The 25,183-nt window shown below is 60.3% G+C and carries 21 protein-coding genes and 3 pseudogenes; 19 read left to right on the plus strand and 5 right to left on the minus strand.

Features of this window, described 5'->3' with window-relative positions:
• The first annotated feature begins 367 nt into the window (after positions 1 to 367).
• On the plus strand, positions 368 to 1,324 hold the full coding sequence (locus AC5ZG5_RS35240; RefSeq protein ID WP_456646400.1) for a hypothetical protein: 957 nt from the start codon (positions 368 to 370) through the stop codon (positions 1,322 to 1,324).
• A 219-nt stretch (positions 1,325 to 1,543) separates the two neighbouring features.
• Positions 1,544 to 1,789 (plus strand): annotated as a pseudogene (locus AC5ZG5_RS35245) (DUF3833 family protein); the annotation flags it as partial.
• A 10-nt stretch (positions 1,790 to 1,799) separates the two neighbouring features.
• Here AC5ZG5_RS35245 and AC5ZG5_RS35250 read toward each other — a convergent pair.
• On the minus strand, positions 1,800 to 2,261 hold the full coding sequence (locus AC5ZG5_RS35250) for a site-specific integrase (protein ID WP_456646399.1): 462 nt from the start codon (positions 2,259 to 2,261) through the stop codon (positions 1,800 to 1,802).
• Between the two features lie 855 nt (positions 2,262 to 3,116).
• Between AC5ZG5_RS35250 and AC5ZG5_RS35255 the strand changes: the two genes are divergently transcribed.
• Complete coding sequence (locus tag AC5ZG5_RS35255) at positions 3,117 to 4,475, plus strand: tyrosine-type recombinase/integrase (protein WP_456646398.1); 1,359 nt, start codon at positions 3,117 to 3,119, stop codon at positions 4,473 to 4,475.
• 767 nt (positions 4,476 to 5,242) lie between these two features.
• On the opposite strand, the gene AC5ZG5_RS35260 is transcribed toward AC5ZG5_RS35255, so the two are convergent.
• The gene (locus tag AC5ZG5_RS35260) at positions 5,243 to 5,407 is read right to left on the minus strand and encodes a hypothetical protein (protein ID WP_456646403.1); all 165 of its coding nucleotides are present in this window, start codon (positions 5,405 to 5,407) and stop codon (positions 5,243 to 5,245) included.
• A pseudogene (locus tag AC5ZG5_RS35265) lies at positions 5,370 to 5,666 on the minus strand (hypothetical protein); the annotation flags it as partial. The gene AC5ZG5_RS35260 and the pseudogene AC5ZG5_RS35265, both read right to left, overlap by 38 nt.
• 305 nt (positions 5,667 to 5,971) lie before the next feature.
• On the opposite strand from AC5ZG5_RS35265, the gene AC5ZG5_RS35270 reads away from it, so the two are divergent.
• From AC5ZG5_RS35270 to AC5ZG5_RS35305, 8 genes and pseudogenes are all read left to right on the plus strand, one after another.
• A complete protein-coding gene (locus AC5ZG5_RS35270) occupies positions 5,972 to 6,943 on the plus strand; it encodes a CobW family GTP-binding protein (RefSeq protein WP_496138724.1) in 972 nt (323 codons plus the stop codon).
• Between the two features lie 11 nt (positions 6,944 to 6,954).
• Positions 6,955 to 7,146 (plus strand): hypothetical protein, encoded by a 192-nt coding sequence (locus AC5ZG5_RS35275; RefSeq protein ID WP_456646397.1) that lies wholly within the window; start codon positions 6,955 to 6,957, stop codon positions 7,144 to 7,146.
• Positions 7,147 to 7,231: 85 nt separating this feature from the next.
• Positions 7,232 to 7,873, plus strand: coding sequence for a DUF1007 family protein (locus tag AC5ZG5_RS35280; RefSeq protein WP_456646396.1), 642 nt, complete (start codon positions 7,232 to 7,234; stop codon positions 7,871 to 7,873).
• Positions 7,870 to 8,088, plus strand: coding sequence for a hypothetical protein (locus AC5ZG5_RS35285; protein ID WP_456646395.1), 219 nt, complete (start codon positions 7,870 to 7,872; stop codon positions 8,086 to 8,088). Before AC5ZG5_RS35280 ends, AC5ZG5_RS35285 begins: the two co-directional genes overlap by 4 nt.
• A 317-nt stretch (positions 8,089 to 8,405) precedes the next feature.
• Entirely contained in the window at positions 8,406 to 8,681 is a 276-nt protein-coding gene (locus tag AC5ZG5_RS35290) for a metal/formaldehyde-sensitive transcriptional repressor (protein ID WP_456646394.1), read from the plus strand.
• Between the two features lie 17 nt (positions 8,682 to 8,698).
• Complete coding sequence (locus tag AC5ZG5_RS35295; RefSeq protein ID WP_456646393.1) at positions 8,699 to 10,699, plus strand: heavy metal translocating P-type ATPase; 2,001 nt, start codon at positions 8,699 to 8,701, stop codon at positions 10,697 to 10,699.
• A 17-nt stretch (positions 10,700 to 10,716) separates the two neighbouring features.
• Complete coding sequence (locus AC5ZG5_RS35300; RefSeq protein WP_456646392.1) at positions 10,717 to 11,604, plus strand: alpha/beta fold hydrolase; 888 nt, start codon at positions 10,717 to 10,719, stop codon at positions 11,602 to 11,604.
• Between the two features lie 304 nt (positions 11,605 to 11,908).
• Positions 11,909 to 12,721: pseudogene (locus AC5ZG5_RS35305) on the plus strand (tyrosine-type recombinase/integrase); the annotation flags it as partial.
• 225 nt (positions 12,722 to 12,946) lie between these two features.
• On the opposite strand, the gene AC5ZG5_RS35310 reads toward AC5ZG5_RS35305, so the two are convergent.
• Positions 12,947 to 13,549, minus strand: coding sequence for a PepSY domain-containing protein (locus AC5ZG5_RS35310; protein WP_456646391.1), 603 nt, complete (start codon positions 13,547 to 13,549; stop codon positions 12,947 to 12,949).
• 1,040 nt (positions 13,550 to 14,589) lie between these two features.
• Here AC5ZG5_RS35310 and AC5ZG5_RS35315 point away from each other — a divergent pair.
• From AC5ZG5_RS35315 to AC5ZG5_RS35325, 3 genes are read left to right on the plus strand one after another with little or no spacing between them, the layout of a single operon-like run.
• Positions 14,590 to 14,877, plus strand: coding sequence for a hypothetical protein (locus AC5ZG5_RS35315; protein ID WP_456646390.1), 288 nt, complete (start codon positions 14,590 to 14,592; stop codon positions 14,875 to 14,877).
• 4 nt (positions 14,878 to 14,881) lie between these two features.
• Entirely contained in the window at positions 14,882 to 15,319 is a 438-nt protein-coding gene (locus AC5ZG5_RS35320) for a hypothetical protein (RefSeq protein ID WP_456646389.1), read from the plus strand.
• A gap of 11 nt (positions 15,320 to 15,330) precedes the next feature.
• Complete coding sequence (locus AC5ZG5_RS35325; protein ID WP_456646388.1) at positions 15,331 to 15,984, plus strand: TetR/AcrR family transcriptional regulator; 654 nt, start codon at positions 15,331 to 15,333, stop codon at positions 15,982 to 15,984.
• A gap of 24 nt (positions 15,985 to 16,008) precedes the next feature.
• Here the strand turns inward: AC5ZG5_RS35325 and AC5ZG5_RS35330 are convergent, their stop codons facing one another.
• On the minus strand, positions 16,009 to 16,671 hold the full coding sequence (locus AC5ZG5_RS35330; protein ID WP_456646387.1) for a TetR/AcrR family transcriptional regulator: 663 nt from the start codon (positions 16,669 to 16,671) through the stop codon (positions 16,009 to 16,011).
• A gap of 210 nt (positions 16,672 to 16,881) precedes the next feature.
• On the opposite strand from AC5ZG5_RS35330, the gene AC5ZG5_RS35335 reads away from it, so the two are divergent.
• From AC5ZG5_RS35335 to AC5ZG5_RS35355, 5 genes are all read left to right on the plus strand, one after another.
• Positions 16,882 to 17,751: a histidine kinase dimerization/phosphoacceptor domain -containing protein gene (locus AC5ZG5_RS35335; protein ID WP_456646386.1), complete on the plus strand. Its 870-nt coding sequence runs from the start codon at positions 16,882 to 16,884 to the stop codon at positions 17,749 to 17,751.
• Positions 17,748 to 18,878, plus strand: a complete 1,131-nt coding sequence (locus AC5ZG5_RS35340) for an efflux RND transporter periplasmic adaptor subunit (RefSeq protein WP_456646385.1) — start codon at positions 17,748 to 17,750, stop codon at positions 18,876 to 18,878. The genes AC5ZG5_RS35335 and AC5ZG5_RS35340 overlap by 4 nt, the downstream gene beginning before the upstream one ends.
• Positions 18,875 to 19,951: an efflux RND transporter periplasmic adaptor subunit gene (locus AC5ZG5_RS35345; protein WP_456646384.1), complete on the plus strand. Its 1,077-nt coding sequence runs from the start codon at positions 18,875 to 18,877 to the stop codon at positions 19,949 to 19,951. Before AC5ZG5_RS35340 ends, AC5ZG5_RS35345 begins: the two co-directional genes overlap by 4 nt.
• Positions 19,948 to 23,100, plus strand: coding sequence for an efflux RND transporter permease subunit (locus AC5ZG5_RS35350; protein WP_456646383.1), 3,153 nt, complete (start codon positions 19,948 to 19,950; stop codon positions 23,098 to 23,100). The genes AC5ZG5_RS35345 and AC5ZG5_RS35350 overlap by 4 nt, the downstream gene beginning before the upstream one ends.
• Positions 23,101 to 24,010: 910 nt before the next feature.
• Complete coding sequence (locus AC5ZG5_RS35355; protein WP_456646382.1) at positions 24,011 to 25,162, plus strand: DUF3734 domain-containing protein; 1,152 nt, start codon at positions 24,011 to 24,013, stop codon at positions 25,160 to 25,162.
• The last annotated feature ends 21 nt before the right edge of the window (positions 25,163 to 25,183 follow it).

Here is a 25,183-nt window from a genome sequence, read left to right on the forward strand (position 1 = left end):
TTGCGCATCGAAGTCCCCCGTGCCGAATCAGTTCGGTCCAAGGGAATCAGAGTGCGCTAATTAGGTACAGACCCTAAAACTGCGTGTTATTCTAGTTCATGGTACCTGGGGTCGAGGCATTTTCCGAAAGGTACCCTCGGCAGCATGGTGCCACCGACAATCGGGCTTTGTCAGTTCGCTGATATCCGAATGCCGCAACAAGCTTCCAAATCTTTCCATCGAAGTTTCAGTTTTTAACTGGAGCGGATCGAACTCGGTATTAGAGCGGGCGAAAGCTGCCTGCGAACTCAAATTCTATGTAGAAGCCCATTCTTCCCCGGATTGTGCGATTCTAATAATCGCCCACAGTCATGGGGGTAACGTAGCTATGCAGGCGGTCTCGAAGTTAGAAGATCGATCAAACGTTTTCGTTGCCACGCTTGCAACGCCTTTTCTCGAGCTTTTCGAGACCAATCGTGAGTACAGGTTTTCGTTAGGTACGCTGCGTTTCTTTGTGTTTATGACGCTATCATGGGCCGATAGTTTAGTGTGGGGATCCATCCTTCAGTTCTACAGAGTCCGAAAAACGTACGTTCGTAAGATCGATGCTGCTGAGTCCGACGCTACCTTGAACGCTTTGGAATCGCTGAATGAAAGTATGCGGGACCTAATCGATTTCTACAACTACATTGGCGTTCTTGACTGGCATCTGAAGACTCAATCCGTTTTCGTTCTCGCCTTTGGTGTAGTGAGCTGGTACCTCGGAAACAAACTTCATTCGTTGCTGATTAATCCGCTCAATCTGCAGCATCCGACATCTTGGCAACTAAGGCCACGTCGTCTGGTGGAAGCGACCAGCTGGGATGCCAAGTTAATAGATAACCATTTGCTAGTTCTAAGAGGTGTCGATGATGAAGCTGCGTTAAGCTTAGCTGCAGGAGCAATTGCTAACCGCCTGCTTAGATTCGTGTATGAATTTGTATATAGGCCGAGCACGATGGTTATTTTCCTTCTTCTTTCAGTGACTCTCATGCTTTCTAAAGAATTGGGAATTGCGCACGTCATTCAGTCTGTGATCGTACTCATAGCAGTTGGGTGCCTATTTTTGCCTTCTCTAATTCGGCCGGTTTTCGGTCGCGAACTAGCCTTCGGCGCGGCTCGATGTGATGCGTCATTCGAGTCGGCACCAGATGCAAATCGGGCCAAGATAGTTACCCTTCGCTCGCGACTGGGAGCAACCCATTTGATCCACTCTATCCATCAGCATCCAGAAGCGCCAAGCGTCATGGTCAGCTGGATAGTGGAGGTATTCGATGCGGAACGACGGTTGGAAGGCAAAGCGTGATTGCAGCAGGTTGCGCCGCGCCCGAGCGCTTGGCTTTTTCGATCTTGTGGCTTTCCGCTGCACGTCGGTCCTGCTTTCGACCTAGATCGTTAAAAAGAGCGAAGATGCTCGACTGATCGTCCTAATCGCTTGGAATTTATTCTGCGCTAAGCTGTGTCGGCAGGGCGCGCTAGATGCAGAAGCCGAGCCATAGTCTTTTCGAGTGACCGTCATAGCGTGACTATCCACAAGAGGGGCGAAGGCCCAATAAATCGGCTGGAAGGCGGAGCTACCGGCGAGCAAGCGGGGTGTGCCCTCCATTGGAAGTACACGCGCGACACACCGGACGGCGATGGCAAGTCGTTCAAGCTGAACTTCGACGATTGGTTTTATGCGATTGATGAGCGGGCGTGCATCGTTCGTGGTAGCGCCGGGCGAGCGGGGATTCCGTTCGCCACGGCGCACGTTACCTATCGGAAGCTCTAAAGACTACACTTCAAGCAGCCATGCGATTGAGCTTCTTGAACACCGCACTCGACGATGCGTGAGCGTACCTGAGCAACATTGTAGCGTCGCGGTGACCGCTGATGGTTGCTATCTCTGGAATAGTCAGTCCTAGTTCGAAGAACCGGCTGATCGCTTCATGACGTAGGTCATGGAACCGTAGGTCATCAACTCCAGCCCGCTTGGTAATGCGATCCCAAGCCAGATGTATGGCGTTCCCGGTCATCGGAAAGACGCGGCCGTCTATTGGAGAGCGGCGGGGTAACGACCTGATCGCGTCGATTGAAAGCGGGATCGTTCTCGCATGACCGTTTTTGGTGACCGGTATAGTTAGAAAGCGCCTTTTGAGGTCGAGGTCTTTCCACCGCATGTTGGCGATTTCGCCCCGCCTCATACCGGTAGCGAGCGCAAATTGGATGATCTGCGCAATAATGGCGCTACGGCGCGCGCGCAACCTTCAACAACCTGTTCAACTCTCCAGGGCGTAGCCGACGAGTCCTCATGCGCGTCGCCGCAGAGAAGCAAAGCGCTTTGACGGGATTCTCTCTAATCGGAATCCCCCAATCGCGCTTTGCGACTTCGAACATGTGTTGGACCGGGTTGAGTTGTCGTTTGAGCGTCGTAGGAGCGATGCAAGCCAATCGGCGCTCGCGATAACGGGCGAAGTCAGCGGTCCCCAGTTGGGAAAGCGGCAATTTGCAGATCGGTCGCAGAGCATTTGTGCAAGCACAGAGTCTTCCATCCTCGCCCCGCGCTTTTTGGGAGTTACTTCATTCCGATAACGGTGGATGAGGTCGGCTAGTCGGATGGACTTGAGAGCGCCGCCATCGGGAGGCAAATCGGAGCGGTCCGCCCGAATCTCCATTTGCCTCGCCCAAGCGTCCGCGTCCTTCCTTCTAAGGAAGGACTTGGACACGGCCCCGGAGCATGTCCGCCTAACCTGAACCTGCCATTTTTTGCCTCGTTGCCTGATCGTGGCCATGTTTTTTCTCGCTGTGACACGGTTGTGACAGCGAGCTTTTCGGGCGCTGGGACAGGAGGGCCTTAATTGCTAGAAACGCCTTCTTTTCAGGCCATTCCAGAATGGCGCACCCGACACGATTCGAACGTGTGACCTTTGCCTTCGGAGCAAGATAACGTGCCCATCCAAAAAATGCGATAGGGCACGCTGTGCTACGCTATCCAGCTGAAGTAACTGGATATTATCAACTCAACAAGCGACGTTCCTATCCGAAAACACGCATCGATTTTCTCCCGCGTGCTTACGTCCTGCTTACGCGAGAGATCGTGCCCGGAACGAAGGAATGTCATGGTCAAGATCACAAAGAGGGTTGTCGAGGCGGCAGAAGCCAAAGAGAAGGACTACGTCATCTGGGATGACGAACTGCCGGGCTTCGGACTCCGGGTCTTTAGTACCGGCAAGCGCAGCTACGTCATCCAGTATCGCATAGGAGGTCGCTCGCGTCGCTACACAATTGGACTTCACGGCGCCTGGGCGCCAGAGACGGCGCGTCGAGAGGCGAAGGTGCAACTCGGTCGCGTCGCTGGGGGTGAGGATCCGGTCGAAGATCGACAGCTTGATCACAAGGCGATCACTGTGAAGGAGCTGTGCACCCGCTATCTCGCTGATCTCCAGGCCGGGCTTATCCTCGGAAAAGGCGGGCGACCGAAGAAGGCCTCAACGATTGTCACCGACACCGGCCGCATTGAGCGTCACATCATTCCGCTCATAGGGACCCGCCGGGTCAAGGATCTCACCAAGACCGACATCAACAAGGTCCTCAAGGACATCATGGCAGGAAAGACGCGGGTTTCGGTCAAGACTAAGAAGCTGCGCGGAAAGGCCATCGTTCGCGGCGGCGCTGGAACGGCCACCCGCACAGTTGGTCTTCTTGGCGGCATTCTTACCTATGCGGTCGAAGCAGGCATTATCGAAAGCAACCCGGCCCATGGCGTCCGCAAGCCAAAGGACAAGGTGCGTAAGCGTCGGCTATCGGAGGCGGAGTACCGAATACTCGGTCGGATGCTCCGCGACGCCGCCAAGCAGGAGAAATACGCCACGATCGCGGACATCATTCGCCAGCTTGCGCTGACCGGCTGCCGACGCAGCGAGATGATCGGCTTGAAATGGACGGAAGCGGACATCGAGTCGAGTTGCTTGCGATTGGAGGACAGCAAGGAGGGTGAATCCATCCGTCCCATTGGGCTCCCAGTCGTCGAATATCTCGAGCGGCAGCACACCGACGGTGTAGGCACATACGTCTTCCCAGGGCTGGGTGAGGACAACGCGTTCGGCAGCTTCCCGAACCATTGGAAGCATCTCTTCGAGGACTCCCCGCTATCCGACATAACTCCCCACGTCCTGCGTCATAGCTTCGCGAGCATCGCCAACGATCTTGGTTTTACCGAGGTGACCATCGCGGCGCTGGTAGGCCATGCAAAGGGTTCGGTGACGAGCAAATACATCCATACGCTTGACACGGCGCTCATCATGGCCGCGGACACGATCTCAGGCTACATTCAAGGGCTCCTTGACGGCATTGAGTTCAAGCAAACCGCCTACGCCTTGGACCGTGATTCACGGAAAGCTGCTCTCGCCCGATTCCTGAAGAGGGCTTCGTGTAGTGACCCGGAGGAGATCGAGGAGGAGCGCCGTTTGGCGGCGTAGCTGTTACGCCAAACTCATCACTCAACCTGAGGCGACCAGATGTGAGATGCGCGAGTCGCTGAGAGCGTCTGGGATTTCTGCTGGAGGCCCGGATTGCGGTTGCGAAACTTGCCGAAATCCGGTTCTCGCGCCCGCATGCTGCGCCTGCCATGTCTCTCACCCTTCATTCATCGCTCGCCAAGCGCGGATCGCGCGAAATGCGACTCTCGTTGGATTATTAACATTATCGGCATCAAGTCGCTGATCGCTGCGATCGCCGCCTGAGAGACCGGCAGCTCCTGGCTCTCAGAACCGACCTCCCGTGACACTGGTTTTACACGGCGAAGACGCGCAGCGGACATCGATGCTCCTACCTCGGAGCTAGTTTTGGCAATATCGATCCAGAACTTGCCTAGCGATCATCCCTTTCGGCAGGCCCTATAATATACGGCCTCACCCCACCCGCTCTCAGTCCGAGACGCGCGATCTCATGTTCGGAAAGGCTTCGCCGCGCGGTCCTCTTGTCTTCGCGAACGAGACCGGGATAGCGCAGGATTGCCTCTTCCGCCTCACTGGCCTCCTGTGTTCCAACTACGAAGATCCTCAGATCAGGCTCGCGTTCCGAAATTAAGTTAACTTCGACGAGCCAGCCGCAGCTCGCGAGCTCTGTAGCATTCCGGGGGCGGGTGTCGGCGCCAATAACGTGCGAGCCGGCAGCCGTTACTGCCTCACCTCGTCGATTCATCCTGAGGCCTCCTCCGGCTGTAAGAGGTAGTTCTCCTTTCGGCTCAAAACTTCAAATTCGCAAACGCCCGCACGCCGAGGCCCGGCAGCAGGACCTGGTCCTTGGCGTAGGGCACGGAATTGCGGATGTTCTCGTTGAGGAGATTGTTGCCGACGAGGCCGACCGTCATCTTCGCAGATGACGTAGAATCGGCCCCCCAATTTGCCATTGCTTAAATTGTTGGGACGCGTAGCGTCCATGGCGAAGTAGCAGGGATTTTTAACCGCGCCTTGGCTGACTTTTTGCTGGTAAAGCGCGCGCGCCCTCTGCAAGACCACTTCTGCGATTTGACCTTCGCCTTCACCGACATGGGCTCTCAGCCAAGCCGGAACATCCGATGATTGCCGCGCGGCAAAAGACTGCGACGCCAATAAAGCGATGGCGAAAATGAACAGGCCGCAGATCAGAAGGACGGACCTTAACCGCACCGGATCAATTCTCCCGTTTCGAAGCATTTTTGCACGCGTCGGCAAGTACTGGGGTGTCGCGACACTGCCGGAACAAAAGGGCCTCTCCGAATCGCTTGACTGACATCCCTTGCGTCTTCTCCCGACCACATGTAACGTTATAACATTACACACCCGGGTGGCAACGACTCGGGGTGGCATTTCCCATCAGGTTGCTAAGGCGTCGTTCCGCTCGATCCCGACCCGAAGCCAACCGTGCGCAGATGAGCGATCCCGACGATATGGCGAAAAGCGCCGCCCACGAGGCACGAGGAGAAAAGAACACCATGGCCGATGCTGCACCCCGGATCCCCGTCACGGTTCTGACCGGCTATCTCGGCTCCGGGAAGACCACGCTGCTGAACCGCATTCTCTCCGAGACGCACGGCAAGCGGTTTGCGGTGATCGTGAACGAATTCGGAGAGGTCGGCATCGACAACGATCTCATCGTCGACGCGGACGAGGAGATTTTCGAGATGAACAACGGCTGCATCTGCTGCACGGTCCGCGGCGACCTCATTCGCATCATCGCGGGGTTGATGCGGCGCAGCCGCGGCTTCGACGGCATTGTCGTCGAGACTACGGGGCTCGCAGATCCCGCGCCGGTGGCGCAGACGTTCTTTGTCGACGAGGACGTCCGCCGCAAGACAAAGCTCGACGCCATCATTACCGTCGCGGATGCCAGGCATCTCCTCGAACAGATCGATCGCGCGCCGGAAGCGCAGGAACAACTCGCGTTCGCTGACATCGTTCTCGTCAACAAGGTCGACCTTGTCGATGCGGGCGGCCTCGCAAAGGTCGAACGTCGCATCCGAAACATCAACCCACACGCAAGAATTCACAGAACGGAGCGCTGTGGTATCGATCTCGCCCAAGTATTGGGACGAGATGCCTTCAATCTCGATCGCATCCTCGAAGTCGAGCCGCGGTTCCTCATTGAAGAACACGAGCACGAACACGACGAAAGGATCGGCAGCCTGTCCCTGGTCGCGGATCGACCGATGAAGCCCAATCGGTTCGTGCCATGGATTCAGGATGTCACCCAGCGTTACGGGACGGACATCCTGCGCATGAAGGGCATCGCATCAATAGAGGATGACGATCGGCAGTTCGTCGTCCAAAGCGTCCACATGCTCATTGAAGGCGGAAGTCGACGTCCGTGGAAGGAACAGGAGACGCGCCAGACACGGCTTGTTTTCATCGGGCGTGATCTGCCGAAGGACCTGCTAAGGCAAGGCTTTGAGGCTTGCTGCGCCTAAAGGGAATGCAGATGGGCGAGATCGTAGGATTTGTTTCTAAATCCGAACTCGAGCGGGCGCGTCTGATCCGGAAGGCCCGCGCGATCTACGACAGCATATTCCCGCCCGCCGATGCGGCCGGCGAGGGGCGGGACGCTCGCGCTACAGAAGGGAGGCAAAAGTGCGGAAAGGGCCCGCTCCATCGAGAAGAAGCGGCCGGATGACGGAACATGGCCGCATCCGGCATCTCCTCACGGAACTCGGCGCTTGCGGCGTTCACCACCGGCTTTCCGACCGGGCAAAATAGCCATGATGAAACGACTCTGTCCTTCCTTCTGCGCGATGCTCCTGCTCGCGCTATCCATCCACCGCGCGCAGGCGCATCCTCACGTCTGGGTCTCCTTCCACAGCGAAGTGCTTTATGCGGCGGATGGCACCATGACGGGCATTCGCCACGCCTGGACCTTCGACGATATGTTTTCCGCCTATGCGCTTCAGGGCATCGCACACGCCGAGAAAGGCCAGTACACGCGCAAAGAGCTGGCCTCGCTCGCGCAGACCAACGTCGATTCGCTGAAGGAGTATGCCTACTTCACCTACGCGCGCGCCGACGGCAAGAAGCTGAAGTTTTCGGATCCGGTCGACTACTGGCTCGACTACAAGAATGCTGCTCTCACACTGCATTTCACCTTGCCGTTGAAGGCGGCGGCCCCAGCGAAGGCAACGCAAATCGAGATCTATGATCCCTCCATCTTCGTGGATTTCGAGTTCGCCAAGGACAAGCCGGTGTCCCTGACTGGCGCGCCGCATTGCGTGCTCACCTACGATTTGCCGCGCCAGCCGACACCGGCCGAACAGGCACGGCTCAGCCAGCTCGATGTCGTCCCGCTCGACCCTTCCAGCACCTATGGCGAGACCTTTGCTAACAAGATCCTGGTAAAGTGCCCGTGACCAGGTCGCGCGTTCTCGTCTTGGCTGTGCTAATGGCGATCGTTGCGCCCAGTGCCACCGATATCGCGTCGGCCAAGGGCGCGCCATTTGGCGCTCCTCATCCCGCCGCCGCTGCGCCGGCCTCTAACTTCATGGGCTGGATGTTCGCCGAGCAGGCAGCCTTCTACCGCTCGCTGTCGGGCCTCATCCGGGCGAGCAGGGTGTCCGCGGTGTAGGGCCTGTTTGGCATTTCGTTTGTGTGCGGCGCTTCGCTTTCCATGCAGTCGGTCCGGGTCATGGCAGGTCGGTGATGTCGGCGCGCCGCGAATGCCCCTAAGACCTCTCTGTATCGTCGCTTGCCCGCTTTGCTTTGGTCGGCCATCTCGCCGCTTCGCGTCGTAGGGCGTCGAAGGCGCGCCGACCTAGCCGGCCGAGCAGCGCCTCGCAGGGCTGCAAGCGCTCCAAGCGCAACTCGCCTCTGAGCGGCAAGCAAACTATTTCACCCTGGATTATATCATAGGGGGGTATACTATACTAAACAACGGAGCACCGGATGTCGCACACGACCCGTGAGAAACAGAAGCTGCTCAACCGCGCGCGCCGCATTCGTGGCCAGATAGAGGCCGTCGAGCGCGCGCTGGAGGAAGAAAAGGGCTGCGCCGATGTGCTGCAGCTCATCGCGGGCGTACGCGGCGCCGTCAACGGTCTGATGGCGGAAGTAATCGAGGACCACATCCGACTTCACCTGGTCGATCAGGTCCTCGACCAGAAGCAACGCAATGAAGGCGCCGGCGAACTGATCGATGTCGTTCGCGCCTATCTCAAGTAGAATCGGAGTTCGCCCTTATGGTCGTTCACGATACAGCGCACCACCAGCTGGCAAATGAGGCCGAAGCACGCGTAAAAGCGCCGGCGGCAGAGCCGCATCCTCGTGCGTATCACCACCATGATCGCGACGATCACGACCCTGAGCACGATCACGAGCATACATTCGAGTGGCCGGAGACTGTTCGAATAGGTCTCGTGGCGATCGCGGCGGCAGCGGTCTGGTTTCGTGTTTGGGAGCCGTTCTCGGCGGTCAGCGTCATCGGGATCATCGGCCTCCTGATCGGCGGCTGGCCGATCCTGAAGGAAGCGTTCGAGAACATTGCCGAGCGGCGCATGACGATGGAGCTATCGATGACCATCGCCATCGTTGCGGCGGCGGCGATTGGCGAGTTCTTCACGGCGCTCGTCATCACGCTCTTCGTCCTGGTTGCGGAGGTGCTGGAGGGCCTAACGGTCGGGCGCGGCCGCAAGGCTATCCGCGACCTGCTCGAATTCCTGCCGCGCGAGGTCTCGGTGCGCAGGGCGGGCACGATCCGATCGGTCTCGGCGGAGGAATTATCGGTCGGAGACGCCATCCTGGTCGAGCCTGGCGGACGGATACCGGTCGACGGCGCGGTGCGGTCCGGCCACTCATTTGTCGATGAATCTCGCATCACCGGCGAGTCGATGCCGGTCGAGAAGGTGGCTGGCGCGCATGTCTTCGCCGGCTCAATCAACCAGTCTGGCGCGCTCGAAGTCGCAGCCGAGCGGATCGGCCGCGATACGAGTTATGGCAAGATCATTGAAGCGGTCGAGCGCGCCGAAAAGTCGCGCGCGCCGGTGCAGCGCTTGGCTGATCGCATGGCGGGCTATCTCGTCTACTTCGCGCTTGGCGCCGCGGTACTCACCTTCCTGATCACGCGTAACATCTACTCCACGATCTCGGTTATCATCGTCGCCGGCGCCTGCGGCATTGCCGCCGGCACGCCGCTCGCGATCCTCGGCGGCATTGGCCGCTCGGCCCGGCTCGGCGCCATCGTTAAGGGCGGCGTCCATCTGGAGACGCTCGGGCAGGTGGACACCGTTGTGCTCGACAAGACCGGCACGCTGACCTTCGGCCGGCCGGAGGTGCAACGGGTCATGCCGGTCGCCCAGGCTGGGGACAAGGAGCTTCTCGATGCGGCGGCAACGGCCGAGCTGCGCTCCGAGCATCCGCTCGGCAAAGCGATCGTCGCCTATGCGCGCCGGCTGGGTCGCGAGGTCGTCGAGCCGTCAAGCTTCGCCTATACGCCAGGACGAGGCATCGCGACGCAAGTCAGCGAGGGCACCATCCTGGTCGGCAATCGTACGTGGATGGCCGACAACTGCATTGACGTGCCGGCCGCCGGATTGGCGGACGAGTCTGGTTCGGAGGTTCTGGTCGCCCGCAACGGCCGGCTTTTAGGCGCAATTGTCGTGGCCGACACGATCCGTCCTGAGGCCAAGCGGGCGATAGAGGCGCTCCGCGACATGGGTCTTCACACGGTCCTGCTCACCGGCGATACCAGGCAGGTGGCAAACTCCGTTGGCGCGGCGCTTGGAATCGAAACAATCGAGGCCGAACTCCTGCCGGAAGACAAGCTCTCGCGCATCCGGGCGCTCGTGGCGGCCAAGCGCGTAGTCGCCATGGTGGGCGACGGCGTCAACGATGCTCCAGCGCTGGCCGACGCCAATGTCGGCGTGGCCATGGGATCCGGCACCGACGTGGCGCGGGAGAGCGCCGACGTGGTGCTGCTCGGCAACGACCTCGAGCGCTTCGTCGAGACGCTGGCGGTTGCGAAGCAGACACGCGGCATCATCTGGCAGAACTTTGCCGGAACGATTGGGATCGATGCGCTCGGCATTGTGCTCGCCGCCTTCGGCTTCCTCAATCCGCTGCTCGCTGCGGCGATCCATGTCGTCTCTGAGTTGGTCTTTATCCTCAACGCGGCGCGCCTGCTGCCGGCGCCAGAGAAGACGATTCCTGCGGCGGAAGTCGAGCCGCAACCCAAGGCGCTATAAGCGGTTCGGATCGAGCAATGGAGCGGACGATCATTTGCAAGTGGGAGCACGGGGAGATCGCGCTCGGCATGGACGAGGCTGGTACCGGGCCATCCGTTGTGTTGCTGCCGGCCTTGAGCTCGATCTCGACGCGTCGGGAAATGCATTCCCTGCTCGACCGGCTCTCGTCGCAGTTCCATGTCTCGGCAGTCGACTGGCCGGGCTTCGGCAATCGGCCACGTCCGCGTGATGATTGGTCGCCGGAGATCCTGTCGGCGTTCCTCAACTGGTTCCTGAACGAGATCGTCCCGCGCCCGCATAGCGTCGTGGCAGCCGGCCATGCCGCTACTTATGCGCTCTATCAGGCGGTTTACCAGCCGGGCACGATCGATCGTCTCGTGCTGATTGCGCCGACCTGGCGCGGTCCGCTGCCTACCATGATGGGCAGCAATCGTTCGTGGTTCACCTGCGTGCGCGCGGCCGTCGATCACCCGCTCGTCGGTCCATTGCTCTACCGGCTCAATGTCAGTCGCTTCGTCATCCAGAAGATGGCGCGCCAGCACGTCTACAGCGATCCCGACTGGCTAACCGGAGAGCGTCTTGCCGACAAGCTCGCCGTCACGCGCACACCCGGCGCTCGGCACGGCTCGGTGCGCTTCGTGACTGGTGCACTTGATCGCGTGGATAGTCGTTCCGCTTTCCTCGATCTTGCTCGGCAAGCAGCCGTGCCAATCCTCGTCATTTACGGTAAAGAGACGCCCCCAAAGTCTCGCGCCGAAATGGAATCACTTGCCGAGGTTCCCAACGCTCATGTTCAGGTCACGAAGCTGGCCGCAGGCAAGCTTGCGATCCACGAAGAACTGCCGGATGCCGTGGCGAGCGCCATTGAGGGATTCCTACGCGATAAGGCACAATGCCAGAGCTGAGCGGTCGGCTAGGCGGACTGCTGAGCGTGCATCCTGTCAGCGGCTAGCGGAGCTGGCGACGTCCGCCTTCAGGGTAAGGCAGACGTGAGGCCAGAGCAGGTAAGACTTCCGGTTTTGTGAAGGTTTTCGGATGCCGGCCCCATGAAGGTGGAGCCGCGGGCACGGGGCCGGCGTCCGCAAACCTCCAAGGGAGGAAAACCGCGGGAGAGCAGGCTCGGCGAGAGCATGACGTTACCGCGGTTTAGTCCGTTGGCCCCTTAACAGGCCTAGGCGCCGGCTACTCGTATGTCTGCTCTCGAGAGTAGGCGGCGCTGGAACGGCCACGCGCACCGTCGGCCTTCTTGGTGGCATCCTTACCTACGCCGTCGAAGCAGGTATCATCGAGAGCAATCCAGCTCATGGCATCCGCAGGCCAAAGGACAACGTGCGGAAGCGCCGGCTCTCGGAGGCGGAGTATCGAATACTGGGTCGGATGCTGCGCGATGCCTCCAAGCAGGAGAAATACACCACGGTCGTAGACGTCGTTCGTCAGCTTGCGCTGACCGGCTGCCGGCGCAGCGAGATGATCGGCTTGAAATGGAAGGAGGTGGACACCGAGGCCAGCTGTTTGCGGTTGGAAGACAGTAAGGAGGGTGAATCCATTCGTCCCATTGGGCTGCCTGTTGTCGAATATCTCGAACGGCAGCGCACCCTCAAATTCGGGACATTCGTTTTCCCAGGACAGGGTGAGGACAACACGTTTGGCAGCTTCCCGAATCATTGGAAGCTCGTCTTCGAGGGCTCGCCGCTCTCGGATGTGACCCCGCACGTCCTACGTCATAGCTTCGCGAGCATCGCCAATGATCTCGGTTTTACCGAGGTAACCATCGCGGCCTTGGTCGGCCATGCCAAGGGCTCGGTGACAAGCAAATACATTCATACGCTTGACACGGCGCTCATCATGGCTGCGGACACGATCTCTGGCTACATTCAAGGGCTCCTGGACGGCATTGAGTTCAAGCAAACCGCCTACGCGCTGGACCGCGATTCGCGCAAGGCGGCTCTGGCTCGCTTCCTGAAGAGGGCTTCAGGTAGTGATCAAGCGGGGGGCGAGGAGGAGCGCCGCTTGGCTGCATAATCGTCAACCGCATGGAAGGAACGACAGCTAGTTGCGCGCGAAGCGGACACTTTGCCTTCCTTGTGCTCGAGGAGCCGGTCAGCGTAGGTTTGTGTGCTCAGCAACATGAATCCGAATTTTGATAGGCGCTTCCAGACGCGGGCGTGGTTCAGAGAGGCGATCGACTCAGGCACTGATCTGGCGACGCGGCGCGTCCATGTGCCATATAGCGGCTGTCGGCGGCGCCTAATGGCGAGCTGACTTTTCCCTACCGACTCTGGGCGGTTCGAGCATGATCTCTTTCAAGCGGTCACCACTGGCGACGACGACCACGAAGTTGAGTTTGCCATCCTGCTTCGTTAGGCCTCCGGCGAGAGCGCTTCCCTCTGCAGCTTTCTCGGCGATGCGTACGGCGTCCGACAGCTCTTGCTCAACCGACTTCAGGGCAATGATTTTGCCCAGATTCTCTCGGTCGAGCTCCTTCAGCGATGACGAAACTTCCCTTTCTGTCACTCTTCCGGTGTTAGCATCTATGACATTTTCCCAAAGTCGTTCATTGCCTACCGTCCGCACCCGATAAATGGCCGGACCGGAAATCTCAAAACTAACATCCGCAGTTTTTGAACCGTCATGTAGATGCTCGGCGATCGCTACCGCCTGACTGAGTGGAATTTTTATGGTGCGAAATTGCTCGAGCAGCCGACGAATCACCGCTTCATCGGCATCGCCTTGCGCGGCTACGCTTCTATTTGTGGCGTCCAAAGATGTGTGGGTGACATCGGCTCTCGCGCCCGTAGCAGCAAGCGTGGCGGACCAAACGATAATCGCAATCAATCGCTTCTTCGACATGAGGTAAATCCAGTGGCTGTCCGTGAAAGTTGACCGGTGGCCTTATTGGCGTGTGCTAGGGTGCATGAGCACGTATGGACACGAACTTTGGCCGCGGCTTCGTGAATCGCACCATTCGAGAGCGTTATCGAAACTCGAATGCCGGGTAGGTGGCCGCCGCTTCTCGGACCGAGTCTGAACGAAATTGCGCTGTGGTTCCGAGGCAAGCCCGACTGGCCTCGTGCGTGAGCCGGCTTGATCGGAAACTCCCGGATCCAACTGCGCCAACGTTTCACGGACATGGGTCGGGATTGCGGAGCTGCCGTCACTCGCATCGGCTTGCTTGGACATTGATGCGGGCGGCTGTACAGCATCGGCCACAGCAGAGCTGAGCGGCGAGGGGACTTCGGTCTCCCGATCCGGGAGCACAGGCGGGAAACCGGGCTGGCTGGTATCGATGACAACTGCTTCCGGTCCCTTCAGGTCGGAGGCGATGCGGATCGGCGGAAACGTCGAATGCGATTCGACGAGCTGGCTTGGCACGGGCGCGGGCAGCAGGGAATTGGCTGCAAAGAGCAGCACGAGCAATGCGCCGCCGACCCACAGAAAGTAACCCCGCAAGGATGCTCGGGTCTCGACCGAGCTGCGCGTACGCATCGACAATGCGGATGCTCTGCTCACCGCGCCCGGCTCCCGTTCCGAAGTCCCCTCGGCGCGATCCAGGAGCGCCCGCCGACGAACGCGTGCAGCCCAGCAAGCAAGGATATCGTTACGCCCAGCAGCAGGCTCAGGCCAACGAGAGAAAGAGCCACGACCAGGTTCAGGGATGCGAGCGCAAGCCCCGGGCACGGATTTTCCTTTAGGGGCCACAAAAGGATTGACATTCTCATCTCCATAAATACACTAAACCGTATAGTTCGTATACATCCGAGACCGCGGGGTGTGTCAAGAGCGAAGACTCACAAGCTCGTGTTGAGGCAGTTCGACGGGCGGGGGAATCGGAGCATGACGCTGCGTTCCCCGTTCGAAAGCGCGATGCCTGGCAGAAGAAAGGATTTTGTATGTTCAAGTACACATTAGTCGTCATGCTGGTGGCTTTGTTCGGCAATGGGACTGCCTTTGCGCAGGAGAACCGTGGCACTTCCGAGCAGAGGGCCGCATGCGCGCCTGACGCCTTCCGGCTATGCCTTAGCTACATCCCCGACGCCACCAATGTGGAGGCCTGTCTCAGGCAAAGAAAATCAGTCCTGAGCGATGCTTGCAGGGCTGTTTTCGATCACGCAGCGAAAGCTGCTTCGGTCAGGACCGTGGGATCGACCCGCGACCGCGGCGCGAGAGATGAGGAATGATCGCATGAACACGATTTATGCTCCCGCTTTCGCCGCATTCGGTGGCTCGGCCTTCGGAGCGATCTCCACGATCGTGACTGGATGGGTAAGCCGGCGCCGCAAGCTTCGCGAGCGTCACTCTGCCCGATCGATTTCCAAGCGCGAGCGGCTCTATCGAAGCTTCATCGAGGAAGCCTCCCGAGTCTACGCCGACGCGCTCGTCAGCGACAAATCCGAGATTCCGCAATTGGTCAATCTGTATGCACTCATAGGGCGGATGAGGATTCTGTCCAGCGATCAAGTGGTTCAAGCCGCGGAGCGGGCAGGTCGCCTGATTGTCGAAACCTACCTGTCACCAAACCGCGAATTTGGCGATCTTCCTGAGTTCATGGAGGAAATGGACCCTTTGCGTGGCTTCGGCGAAGCTTGCCGACGTGAACTGCATTCGATCCCATCTCACTGAGGTCCCGAGCGATGCAGGAACGCATACCTCCGGCCGGATCGCCGTGCATTCGTCAGCGGATCGTCCAAGCCGCGATCCGATTGCACCGCAAAATCGGGTTCAGGAAGACCACCGTCGCCGATATCGCTCGCGGAACGTCGATGTCGCCCGCCAACGTCTACCGCTTCTTCGCTTCAAAGCAGGCGATCGAAGAGGCGGTCGTGGTTGATTTGTTCGAACAGGTCTCCGCGGCCGCAACGCTTGCGGCTCTCTTGAGCGGCTCGGCTCTGGAGCGTCTAACGGCCGCTTTGAGCGCAATCTCGCAACTGCACGAACACCGGCTGGAGAACGACAGCAAATTACACGAATTGGTCGCTGCGGCGGTAAGCGAGAGCTGGCCAGTCGCGCTGTCTTACGCAGACCGGATCCGGGGGCTCGTGCGCACGATCATTGCTGGCGGACAGGCGAGCGGCGAACTGCGACCGGGAAGTCCGATGGTGATGACTTGTTGCTTGCTTGAAGCAATGGACGGATATCTCAATCCGTCGCGGATCAAGCCGGCTACCGTTCGGCCCGCGTTTGACGAGGTGATGGATTTCTGCGCGGCCGCCCTGCATCACGTACCGTGGGAGCAGTCGATCGACCTCGGCGCCGACTTACGTCCCGAAGCCGTGCCGCAAGGATAGCGGGCGGGGTGGGGTGTGGCTGATTCACGGCCTCCAGTCCACCTCGCAAGCCGCAAGAAAGAAATTGACCCGTTCGTGCAGGAACGTCGGCAGCTCTTTTCTGAGATCCTTCAGTTCCTCACCCATCAGAGATCTCATAAGCATCGGAAGCAGGATGAGATCCATGAACATCTGCGCGGTCGCTACGCTCCGCTTTGCGCTGAAAGGTCCTTTAGGTGAGCGCGCGACCCTCTGCGTTGCCTCGTTCAAGAGTTGCGATACCGCTCCAGCCGCGCGGTCGCGCGCCGCGTCGTGAACATTTCGGCTCAACTCGGGAAATCGCCGCGCCTCGGCGATTGTCGCGCGCGTGAGGTCCAACGTATCCTCGACGAATCTCTCCACGATCTCGATGCCGAGATTGGTGAGCTTTTCCTGGATGGTGCGGCCTGCCGGCGTGAACCCTTCGAAATCCGTTAGTCCGTTGATGGTCCGGGCCACCACCGCCACGAACAGCGCCTCCTTGCCGGGGAAATGAGCATAGATGGTCGGTTTGCTCGCAGGGGCCAACTCGGAGATATCGTCGATGCTGGCACTCCGAAAGCCTTTCTCGAGAAAGAGCTGCTGGGCTGCATCGAGAATCCGCGCCTGGACGTCTCCGGCAAGGTCCTTGGGCGGCCTGCCGCGTTTCGGGCTTTTGTTCTTCGCCATCACCGTCTCCTGATCACGAGCTTGTGCCCGCCTAGATCCCACTTGACATGCCCGGGAAGGAAATGCAATGAAAAGAAAATATACGGTATAGTTTGTTTATACCGATCGACGGCCGGCGCTGATTGCGGGCCCGCGAACCATCCGGACGACCGGCCGGCCGCCACATGCGCGTTTGGCCGCCGCTTATCCGGACAACCCGAGGAGATCGTCGTGACTGTGTGCAGCCCGGACTCGCCAATCGTGGAGCAGGGCATTCTGCTGCGCGAATTGAATCACCGGATCAATAATGGGCTCGCCTCGGCGATCAACCTGGTCTCGGCCGCGGCGGTCCGGGTTGAGGGAGCGGAGGCCAAGCGCGCCTTAAGCGACGTGGTCGAACTGTTGCATGGTCATGCCGATGTGCAGCAGGCGCTCGCAATGCCCAAGGGCAAGGCACTGATCGACGCCGCGACCTACATCCGCATGATGGGCAGCGCCATGCGACGTTCGTTGCTAGATCGAATGAATATCCGGCTGGTAGTCGCCACCGAATATCTTCCACTCCAACCAGAGCGATGCCGGCGGCTCGGAATGATCGTCCACGGGCTCGTAACCGAGGCCGCGAAACATGCGTGCTTCGACGCGCGGACCGGAGAAATCCGAATCAAGTTGTCGCGAATCGGCGCGGTGGTGAATTGCGTCGTCCTGGACAATGGGTCGCGGTCGGCACGGGGTGCTGCGGGGAGCGGACTTCGGATCAGCAATGACCTTGCCAAGGGTCTCGCCGGCCGGGTCGAGCACGGCTCCGGCGATGAATTCACATCCGTCGTCCTTTCATTTCCTCTGAGAGAGCGTGAGTGGCAGGCGAACTGTGCGATCGCGGAGCGTCGCATCCCGCGGCCGTCTCGCCGATCAGACGTCAGCCCATCCGGTACCTCGGCGCTTTGCACGAGAGCAAGCTCCCCGGATCAGGACAGCCGCCCCACTGCAATTCGACCAGATCCAGGTGCGCCTCGGGGAGTCCAACAGCTCTCTGCCCATGCGGCGGCGGATGTGCTGGGCGAGTTGTTGTCACCTGGTCACCGCATGGACGTGTCATGAAACGTACTACGAACCAAGCTGAAGTCGTTGAAACTGTCCGCAAACGCAAGCTGAGGGGTCCCAGCGTTCTGGCGGCCGCGCTTGTCGCGATCGCGCTGAGCGGCTGCAACGATCATGCCGCCGCTCCCATCACGCGTGCCGCGATGGTGCGAACAGAGATCGTGCAGCCGCGCGACCGACAAGCCTCCGTCACCCTGACCGGCGAAATCCAGGCCCGGTTTCGCGCGGATCTGTCATTCCGCGTCAGCGGACGTGTGCTCGCGCGCTATGTCGATGTCGGCGCTCACGTCGAGGCTGGTGAGATCCTGGCTGTGCTCGATCCCGCCGAGCAGCAGGCCGACGTCGATGCCGCAGCCGCGGCGGTCACAGCCGCGCAATCTCAGTTGCGCGTGGCCGTGGCGACCTTCGAACGGCAGAAGACGCTGATCGCAAGCGGTTTCACCACGCGCACGGTCTACGATCAGGCGCAGGAAGGATTGCGAACCGCAGAAGGTGCGCTTGAAGCCGCAAAAGCTGCGCTCGGAACGTCGAAAGACGCCCTTGGCTATACCGCGCTGCGCGCAGAAGCGGCAGGCGTCATCACCGCGCGCAATCTGGAAGTCGGCCAGGTCGTACAGGCCGCGCAGCCCGTGTTCTCGCTGGCGCAGGACGGCGAGCGGGATGCCGTCTTCGACGTCTACGAATCCATCTTCTTTGGCGACCTCGAAGACAGCCGCGTGTCGCTGGCGCTTGTCTCCGACGCAGGCGCGACGGCGAACGGGCGTGTCAGGGAAGTCTCGCCCGCGATTGACGCGAAGAGTGCGACCATCCGCGTCAAGGTTGCCATCCAGGATCCGCCGGCAGCGATGACGCTTGGAAGCGCCGTTGCAGGAACCGTCAAAGCGAAAGCCCAGCAGCAGATCGCATTGCCCTGGAGTGCATTGGCGGCGGCAGGATCGAAGCCCGCGGTTTGGACTGTCGATCCGGCGACCAAAACGGCTGCGCTCAAGCCAGTGACGATTGCCGGTTATGAAGCCCGCGAAGTGCTGATCAAGGCGGGCCTCAAGCCGGGCGAGCGCGTCGTGATCGATGGCGGCAAGCTGCTGAGCGTTGGCCAGGCCGTGACATATGAGGGAGACCCGTCATGAACAGGCGCGCCATGATTGCAACCGGCACGTTTATATCCGCGCTGGTGCTGGCCGGATGTCAGCAGGACACGAAAGCGCCCGAGCCCGTTCGGCCTGTGCTGTCGATGGTCCTTGAGCCGAGTAGCGCGGACAGCACAGTCGCCGTGGGTGTTGTTGAGCCCCGGTACAAGACCAATCTTGCGTTCCGCGTGCTGGGACGTCTGACCGCGCGTCCCGTATACGTCGGTGACCTCGTCAGCGAAGGACAGACGGTCGGCACGATCGACCCCACGGCCCTTGAGCTCGCCGTACGCGCGGCCAAGGCTGAGCTTGCGAAGGCCCAGGCGCAGCTGGCGACGGCAACGGCGACGGAGGAGCGGCAGCGAACCCTCATCACAAGTGATGCCACCACAAAGCAGACGCTGGACAATGCCGAGCAGGCGCGGGCGGGTGCCGACGCGTCGGTGGCGCACGCGCAGGCAAACTTGATCAAGGCAATTGAGCAGCGCGGCTATGCACAGCTCAAGGCGGATTTCGCAGGGGTCGTCACCGCAGTGGGGGCGGAGGTCGGACAGGTGGTCTCGCCGGGCCAAAGCGTCGTAACGGTCGCGAGGCCCGACATCAGGGAGGCGGTTGTCGATATCGGGGAGGATTTCCCGGTGCCGCTTGAAATTGGCCTACCATTCACAGTCGGCTTGCAGCTTCTCCCCGCCGTTCAGGTGGAAGGCAAGGTTCGCGAGATCGCCCCGCAGGCAGACCCCGTGACGCGCCTGCGGCGTGTCCGCATCGCCCTCGACAATCCCCCTGAAAGTTTCCGCTTAGGCACGACGGTTACGGCGAAGCTTGGCACTACGCAAAGTCCGACATTGCGCGTCCCCGCCTCGGCGGTGCTCGCCAAGGATGGCGCGAATTTCCTCTGGGTCGTCGATCAGCCTGCGAGCACCGTATCGCTGCACAAGGTCGATCTCGCCGGGGACCCCGCAGGTGTCCGCGTCACCGATGGGCTTGCCCCCGGTGCGCGCGTCGTGACCGCCGGAATCCACAGCCTCAAGCCAGGACAGCAAGTCCGTATCGAGCAGGATCAGAAGCCATGAAGTCGTTCAACCTTTCCGACTGGGCGCTCCGCCATCGTTCGCTCGTCTGGTATTTCATGATCGCCTTCATGGCGGCAGGCCTCTTTGCCTACCTTCAGCTTGGCCGTCAGGAAGATCCCGACTTCACCATCAAGACCATGGTGATCCAGGCGCAGTGGCCGGGCGCATCGCCTGAAGAGATGACGCGCCAGGTCACCGACAGGATCGAAAAGAAGCTCGAGGAGCTGGAATCGCTCGACTACACCAAGAGCGTGACGGTCGCGGGCCAGACCACCGTATTCGTCTATTTGCGAGACACGACAAAGGCGGCTGACGTCAAGCCGACCTGGGTCCGCGTCCGTAACATGATCGCGGATATCAAGGGTGATTTTCCGCAAGGAGTGATCGGACCGGGCTTCAACGATCGCTTCGGCGACGTGTTCGGCAATATCTATGCCTTCACCAGCGACGGCCCGACCCAGCGTCAGCTGCGCGATCAGGTCGAAAACATCCGCGCCAAGGTCTTGACCGTACCGGATGTGGGTAAGGTCGACATTTTGGGCGCGCAGGACGAGGTGATCTTTCTCGAATTTTCCACCCGGAAGATCGCGGCCCTCGGCCTCGATGTCCGCTCGATCATGGCCTCCCTGCAGGGACAAAACGCGGTCGCACCGTCCGGCGTCTTCCAGGAGGGCCCCGAGCGCATCAGCGTGCGCGTGAGCGGCCAATTCACGTCGGAGGCAAGCCTGAAGGCGGTCAATCTCCGGATCAACGACCGCTTCTTTCCGCTGACCGACGTCGCGACTATCACGCGCGGTTATGCCGATCCGCCCCAGACCTTGTTCAGGTACAACGGCCAGCCCGCGATCGGGCTTGCCATCGGCATGAAGTCCGGCGCAAACCTGCTTCACTTCGGCGAGGCGCTGAAGGAGCAAATGTCGAAGGTCATTGCCGACCTGCCGATTGGCGTCGGCGTTCATCTGGTCGCCGATCAGCCTGTCGTCGTCGAGCATGCCGTGTCGGGCTTCACCGAAGCGCTGTTTGAGGCCGTGGTGATCGTTCTTGCCATCAGCTTTCTCAGCTTGGGTATGCGCGCCGGGCTCGTCGTCGCAATCGCAATCCCGCTGGTTCTCGCCATTACCTTCGTGGTGATGGCCTATGCCGGCATTTCATTGCAAAGAATTTCGCTGGGTGCATTGATCATCGCGCTGGGCCTGCTTGTCGATGACGCGATGATTGCCGTCGAAATGATGGTGGCCCGGCTGGAGGTCGGAGATCCTCTGGAAAAGGCAGCGACCCACGTCTATACGTCGACCGCTTTTCCCATGCTGACGGGCACGCTGGTCACCGTCGCGGGCTTCATCCCGATCGGGCTGAACAGCAGCAACGCCGGCGAATTTACCTTCACCCTGTTCGTGGTGATTGCGGTCTCCCTGATCGTGTCGTGGATCGTCGCGGTGCTGTTCACCCCGCTGCTCGGCGTCACCATTCTGCCGGCAAAGATGAAGGGCCATCATGAGGAGAAGGGCCGGCTGGCGCAGATGTTCGCCCGCCTGCTGCTCGTCTGCATGCATCACCGTTGGATCACGGTCGGCGTGACGGTTGCAGCCTTTTTTGTCGCGTTGTTCGGCATGACATTCGTGCAGCAACAGTTCTTTCCCTCGTCGGACCGTGACGAACTGGTGATCGACTGGAACTTGCCGCAAAATGCCTCGATTGCAGATACCAATGCGCAGATGGCGCGCTTCGAGCGTGAACAGCTGCAGGGCAATGGCTCCGTGGAGCATTGGTCGACTTATGTCGGCACCGGCGCGCCGCGGTTTGTGCTGTCGTTCGACGTGCAGACCGCGAATACATGGTTCGGCGAAATGGTGGTCGTGACCAAGGGCGGTATCAAGGCCCGCGACCGCGTCAAGGCACAGTTCGAGACCTATTTGAAGAACACGTTTCCCGGTACCGACACCTACGTCAAGTTGCTCGAGGTCGGTCCGCCGGTGGGACGTCCCGTGCAATACCGCGTGAGCGGGCCTGATATCGCGAAGGTCAGGGATCTCTCGCAGGGACTCGCCGGCATTGTGCGGAGCAACCCCGATCTCGGCAGCGTGGTGTTCGACTGGATGGAGCCCGCGCGCGTCGTCAAGGTCGACGTCCTCCAGGACAAAGCGCGCCAGCTTGGCGTCACGTCGGAAGACATCGCCACGGCCGTGAATTCGGTGCTTGAGGGCACGCCGATCACACAGGTTCGCGACAGCATCTATCTCGTCAACGTCACGGGACGCGCCACCGCGGTCGATCGCGGCTCGATAGATACGCTCCGGGATCTGCAGTTGAGCGGGCAGGGCGGGCAGTCGGTGCCGCTCGGGGCCGTGGCCAATCTGCGCTATGAGATCGAGCAGCCGACGATCTGGCGCCGCGCCCGGATTCCCACGATCACGCTAAAGGCCGGCATCGTCACCAGCGTCCAGCCGAAGACGATCATGGACGAGTTGGCGCCGAAGGTGGCGGAGTTTAGCAAGGCACTGCCGGCGGGTTATTCGGTGGCGATCGGCGGCTCCGTGGAGGAAAGCGCCAAGAGCCAGTCGCCGATCGTTGCCGTCGTTCCGCTTATGCTCTTCGTCATGGCTACCGTCCTGATGATACAGTTGCAGAGCTTCCACCGCCTGTTCCTGGTGTTCGCGGTCGCCCCGCTCGCCGTGATCGGCGTCGTCATGGCCCTGCTCCCGAGCGGCGCGCCGCTCGGGTTCGTCGCCATCCTCGGCGTGCTCGCGCTGATCGGCATCCTGGTAAGAAACTCGGTGATTCTGATCGTGCAGATCGAAGATCTGAGGAAGGAGGGGCGTCCGGCCTGGGACGCCGTTGTGGAAGCAACCGAGCATCGCATGCGGCCGATCCTGCTGACCGCGGCCGCCGCAAGTCTCGCGCTGATTCCGATTGCGCGCGAGATTTTCTGGGGCCCGATGGCCTACGCGATGATGGGCGGCATCATCGTCGGCACGCTGCTGACGCTCTTGTTCTTGCCGGCGCTCTATGTGGCGTGGTTCCGGATCTACCCTGTCCACGACGATGGCCGGCCAATGTCTCGGACGGTCGACCCGGCGCACGACAGCCATTCGTCGAACTCCACTCTCGCGCCGGCCGCGCCGGTGCCGGTCCTTGAAACGCAAATCTGACGGAGACTATCATGTCCAGGAAGACACTCTTGACGCTGTTCGTCAGCGTAACGCTCGCAACGATTTCGTTGGCGCCGACTGCGATGTTTGCGCAATTCCCCGGTCCTCCTCCCATGGGGCCGGGCGGTCCTCCTCCGATCGCGGCCGGAGGTCCTCCCGCATTCGCAAGTCCACCTCCCATGGGGCTTGGTGGCGCGGCCCATGCCGGCCTCGGCGGTCCGGCTCATCGCCTTGGCGCCGGCGCTGGTTCTAGTGGCGATCTAAGAGCGCCTGGCGGCGTTCGCGCCGGCGGTCGTGACGGACCCGCGGTTGCACGCGCGGTCCAAGCTCGCTCTGCATCAGTCAGCTACGGCCGCTCTGGAGGCTTCGGCAATAGCTACGGCGGGCGACGATTCGGTTATGGTGCAGCCTACGCCGCCGGAGCCTATGCCGGCTATGCTTATGGAAGCTCGAACGATGGCAACTATTCCGATAGCGACTGCTACTACGCCTACAGGAGCCACAGACGCGTTCGGGTATGCAACTAGCGGGCGGGAAGGATCCCACCCTACGAACTCTGCGGTGAACATTGTAAGTGCGTTGGCTTCGCTGGTGCTGCTGACCGAGACCAGTTCGTTCACCGCGGCTGCGTGACGTCGGCACACTTTGGCGCTGCGTCAGCGTGCCGGTTGGGAACGACACGCAACAGCTTTGAGCCTTCGCATTCACTTCCGAGTGCGAGGCCGGCCAAAATCCAACGACGAGGGTGGGCCCTCAATCAGTTGCAGCACGAGTTTGTGAATGGCCTCGCTTGACAGGGCAAATAATAAACTATACGGTATAGTATATTAAGGCTCGGCTCGTGAAGCCGCAGTGACCTGTCCCGGACAGAACGCAGGCCTGAGCAATCGCAAACCAAGAGCACAGAACCATGAACTTTCAGCCCCGACCACACCTCACGACCGCCGACCGGCGTCTGCCGTTCGATTGCATAGCGTTGCTCTTACAGGGCGGCGGCGCTCTGGGGGCTTATCAGGGAGGCGTCTACGAGGCCTTGGCTGAAGCCAACATCCATCCCGATTGGATTGCCGGCATTTCGATTGGAGCGATCAACGCTGCAATTATCGCGGGCAATCCGCCCAATTCCCGAGTTGACCGGCTTCGGGAGTTTTGGACGCAGGTGACGTTGGACGCACCGTTCACCGCTTTGATGAACAGCGATCACACCCGCAATTTTCTCAATCAGGTAAATGCGAGCTTTGCGGCCGTGTTTGGCGCGAACGGATTTTTTTCTGCGCGGCCAATGGCGCCATGGCTACAAGCCGGTGGAACGCTTGCTGTCACGAGTATCTACGACACGAGCGCGTTGAAGACGACACTGGAGCGCCTCGTCGATTTCGATCGTATCAACGCTGGTATGACCCGGTTCAGCGCGGGTGCTGTCAATGTGAGGACCGGCAATCTGGTCTATTTCGACACTGCCACGCATACGATCCGGCCCGAGCATATCCTGGCGAGTGGGGCGCTGCCGCCGGGCTTTCCGGCGGTCGAAATCGATGGCGAACAATATTGGGACGGCGGCCTCGTATCCAACACGCCGTTGCAGTGGGTGATCGAGTGCGGAGCCCGTCAGGATACGCTTGTGTTTCAGGTCGATCTCTGGAGCGCGCGCGGCCAGATTCCACGCAATATGGCCGACGTCATTACGCGTCAAAAGGAGATCCAATACTCGAGCCGCACGCGAGCAAGCACGGACCAGTTCAAAAGCCTGCACCGACTGCAGCGAGACTTGGCGGCTCTCTTGAACAGGCTGCCTGAAGATCTGCGCGAGCAAGAGGACGTCAGGCTTCTCAGGGCCGCTGCCTCTCACAACGCGCACAGCCTCGTCCACCTGATCTATCGCGCGCGGGACTACGAAGGCCACTCCAAGGACTACGAGTTTTCCCGCCTCTCGATGCAGGATCATTGGCGCGCCGGTTATCACGATGCGTTACGCACCCTTCGTCATCCCGAGGTGCTGGCCCGCCCGACTAGCGCGGACGGCGTCTCCACGTTCGATCTTGAGCAGGATGGTCGTGAATAGGCCGGCCGGTCATTCCCAGTC

The organism is Bradyrhizobium sp. Ses1 (assembly GCF_059512365.1).

Bases quoted from the DNA above. Each gene is read 5' to 3' on its own strand.
- AC5ZG5_RS35240 (WP_456646400.1), top strand. From the start codon at position 368: ATGCAGGCGGTCTCGAAGTTAGAAGATCGATCAAACGTTTTCGTTGCC.
- AC5ZG5_RS35255 (WP_456646398.1), top strand. From the start codon at position 3,117: ATGGTCAAGATCACAAAGAGGGTTGTCGAGGCGGCAGAAGCCAAAGAG.
- AC5ZG5_RS35260 (WP_456646403.1), bottom strand. From the start codon at position 5,407: ATGGCAAATTGGGGGGCCGATTCTACGTCATCTGCGAAGATGACGGTC.
- AC5ZG5_RS35270 (WP_496138724.1), top strand. From the start codon at position 5,972: ATGGCCGATGCTGCACCCCGGATCCCCGTCACGGTTCTGACCGGCTAT.
- AC5ZG5_RS35275 (WP_456646397.1), top strand. From the start codon at position 6,955: ATGGGCGAGATCGTAGGATTTGTTTCTAAATCCGAACTCGAGCGGGCG.
- AC5ZG5_RS35280 (WP_456646396.1), top strand. From the start codon at position 7,232: ATGATGAAACGACTCTGTCCTTCCTTCTGCGCGATGCTCCTGCTCGCG.
- AC5ZG5_RS35290 (WP_456646394.1), top strand. From the start codon at position 8,406: ATGTCGCACACGACCCGTGAGAAACAGAAGCTGCTCAACCGCGCGCGC.
- AC5ZG5_RS35295 (WP_456646393.1), top strand. From the start codon at position 8,699: ATGGTCGTTCACGATACAGCGCACCACCAGCTGGCAAATGAGGCCGAA.
- AC5ZG5_RS35300 (WP_456646392.1), top strand. From the start codon at position 10,717: ATGGAGCGGACGATCATTTGCAAGTGGGAGCACGGGGAGATCGCGCTC.
- AC5ZG5_RS35310 (WP_456646391.1), bottom strand. From the start codon at position 13,549: ATGTCGAAGAAGCGATTGATTGCGATTATCGTTTGGTCCGCCACGCTT.
- AC5ZG5_RS35315 (WP_456646390.1), top strand. From the start codon at position 14,590: ATGTTCAAGTACACATTAGTCGTCATGCTGGTGGCTTTGTTCGGCAAT.
- AC5ZG5_RS35320 (WP_456646389.1), top strand. From the start codon at position 14,882: ATGAACACGATTTATGCTCCCGCTTTCGCCGCATTCGGTGGCTCGGCC.
- AC5ZG5_RS35325 (WP_456646388.1), top strand. From the start codon at position 15,331: ATGCAGGAACGCATACCTCCGGCCGGATCGCCGTGCATTCGTCAGCGG.
- AC5ZG5_RS35330 (WP_456646387.1), bottom strand. From the start codon at position 16,671: ATGGCGAAGAACAAAAGCCCGAAACGCGGCAGGCCGCCCAAGGACCTT.
- AC5ZG5_RS35340 (WP_456646385.1), top strand. From the start codon at position 17,748: ATGAAACGTACTACGAACCAAGCTGAAGTCGTTGAAACTGTCCGCAAA.
- AC5ZG5_RS35345 (WP_456646384.1), top strand. From the start codon at position 18,875: ATGAACAGGCGCGCCATGATTGCAACCGGCACGTTTATATCCGCGCTG.
- AC5ZG5_RS35350 (WP_456646383.1), top strand. From the start codon at position 19,948: ATGAAGTCGTTCAACCTTTCCGACTGGGCGCTCCGCCATCGTTCGCTC.
- AC5ZG5_RS35355 (WP_456646382.1), top strand. From the start codon at position 24,011: ATGAACTTTCAGCCCCGACCACACCTCACGACCGCCGACCGGCGTCTG.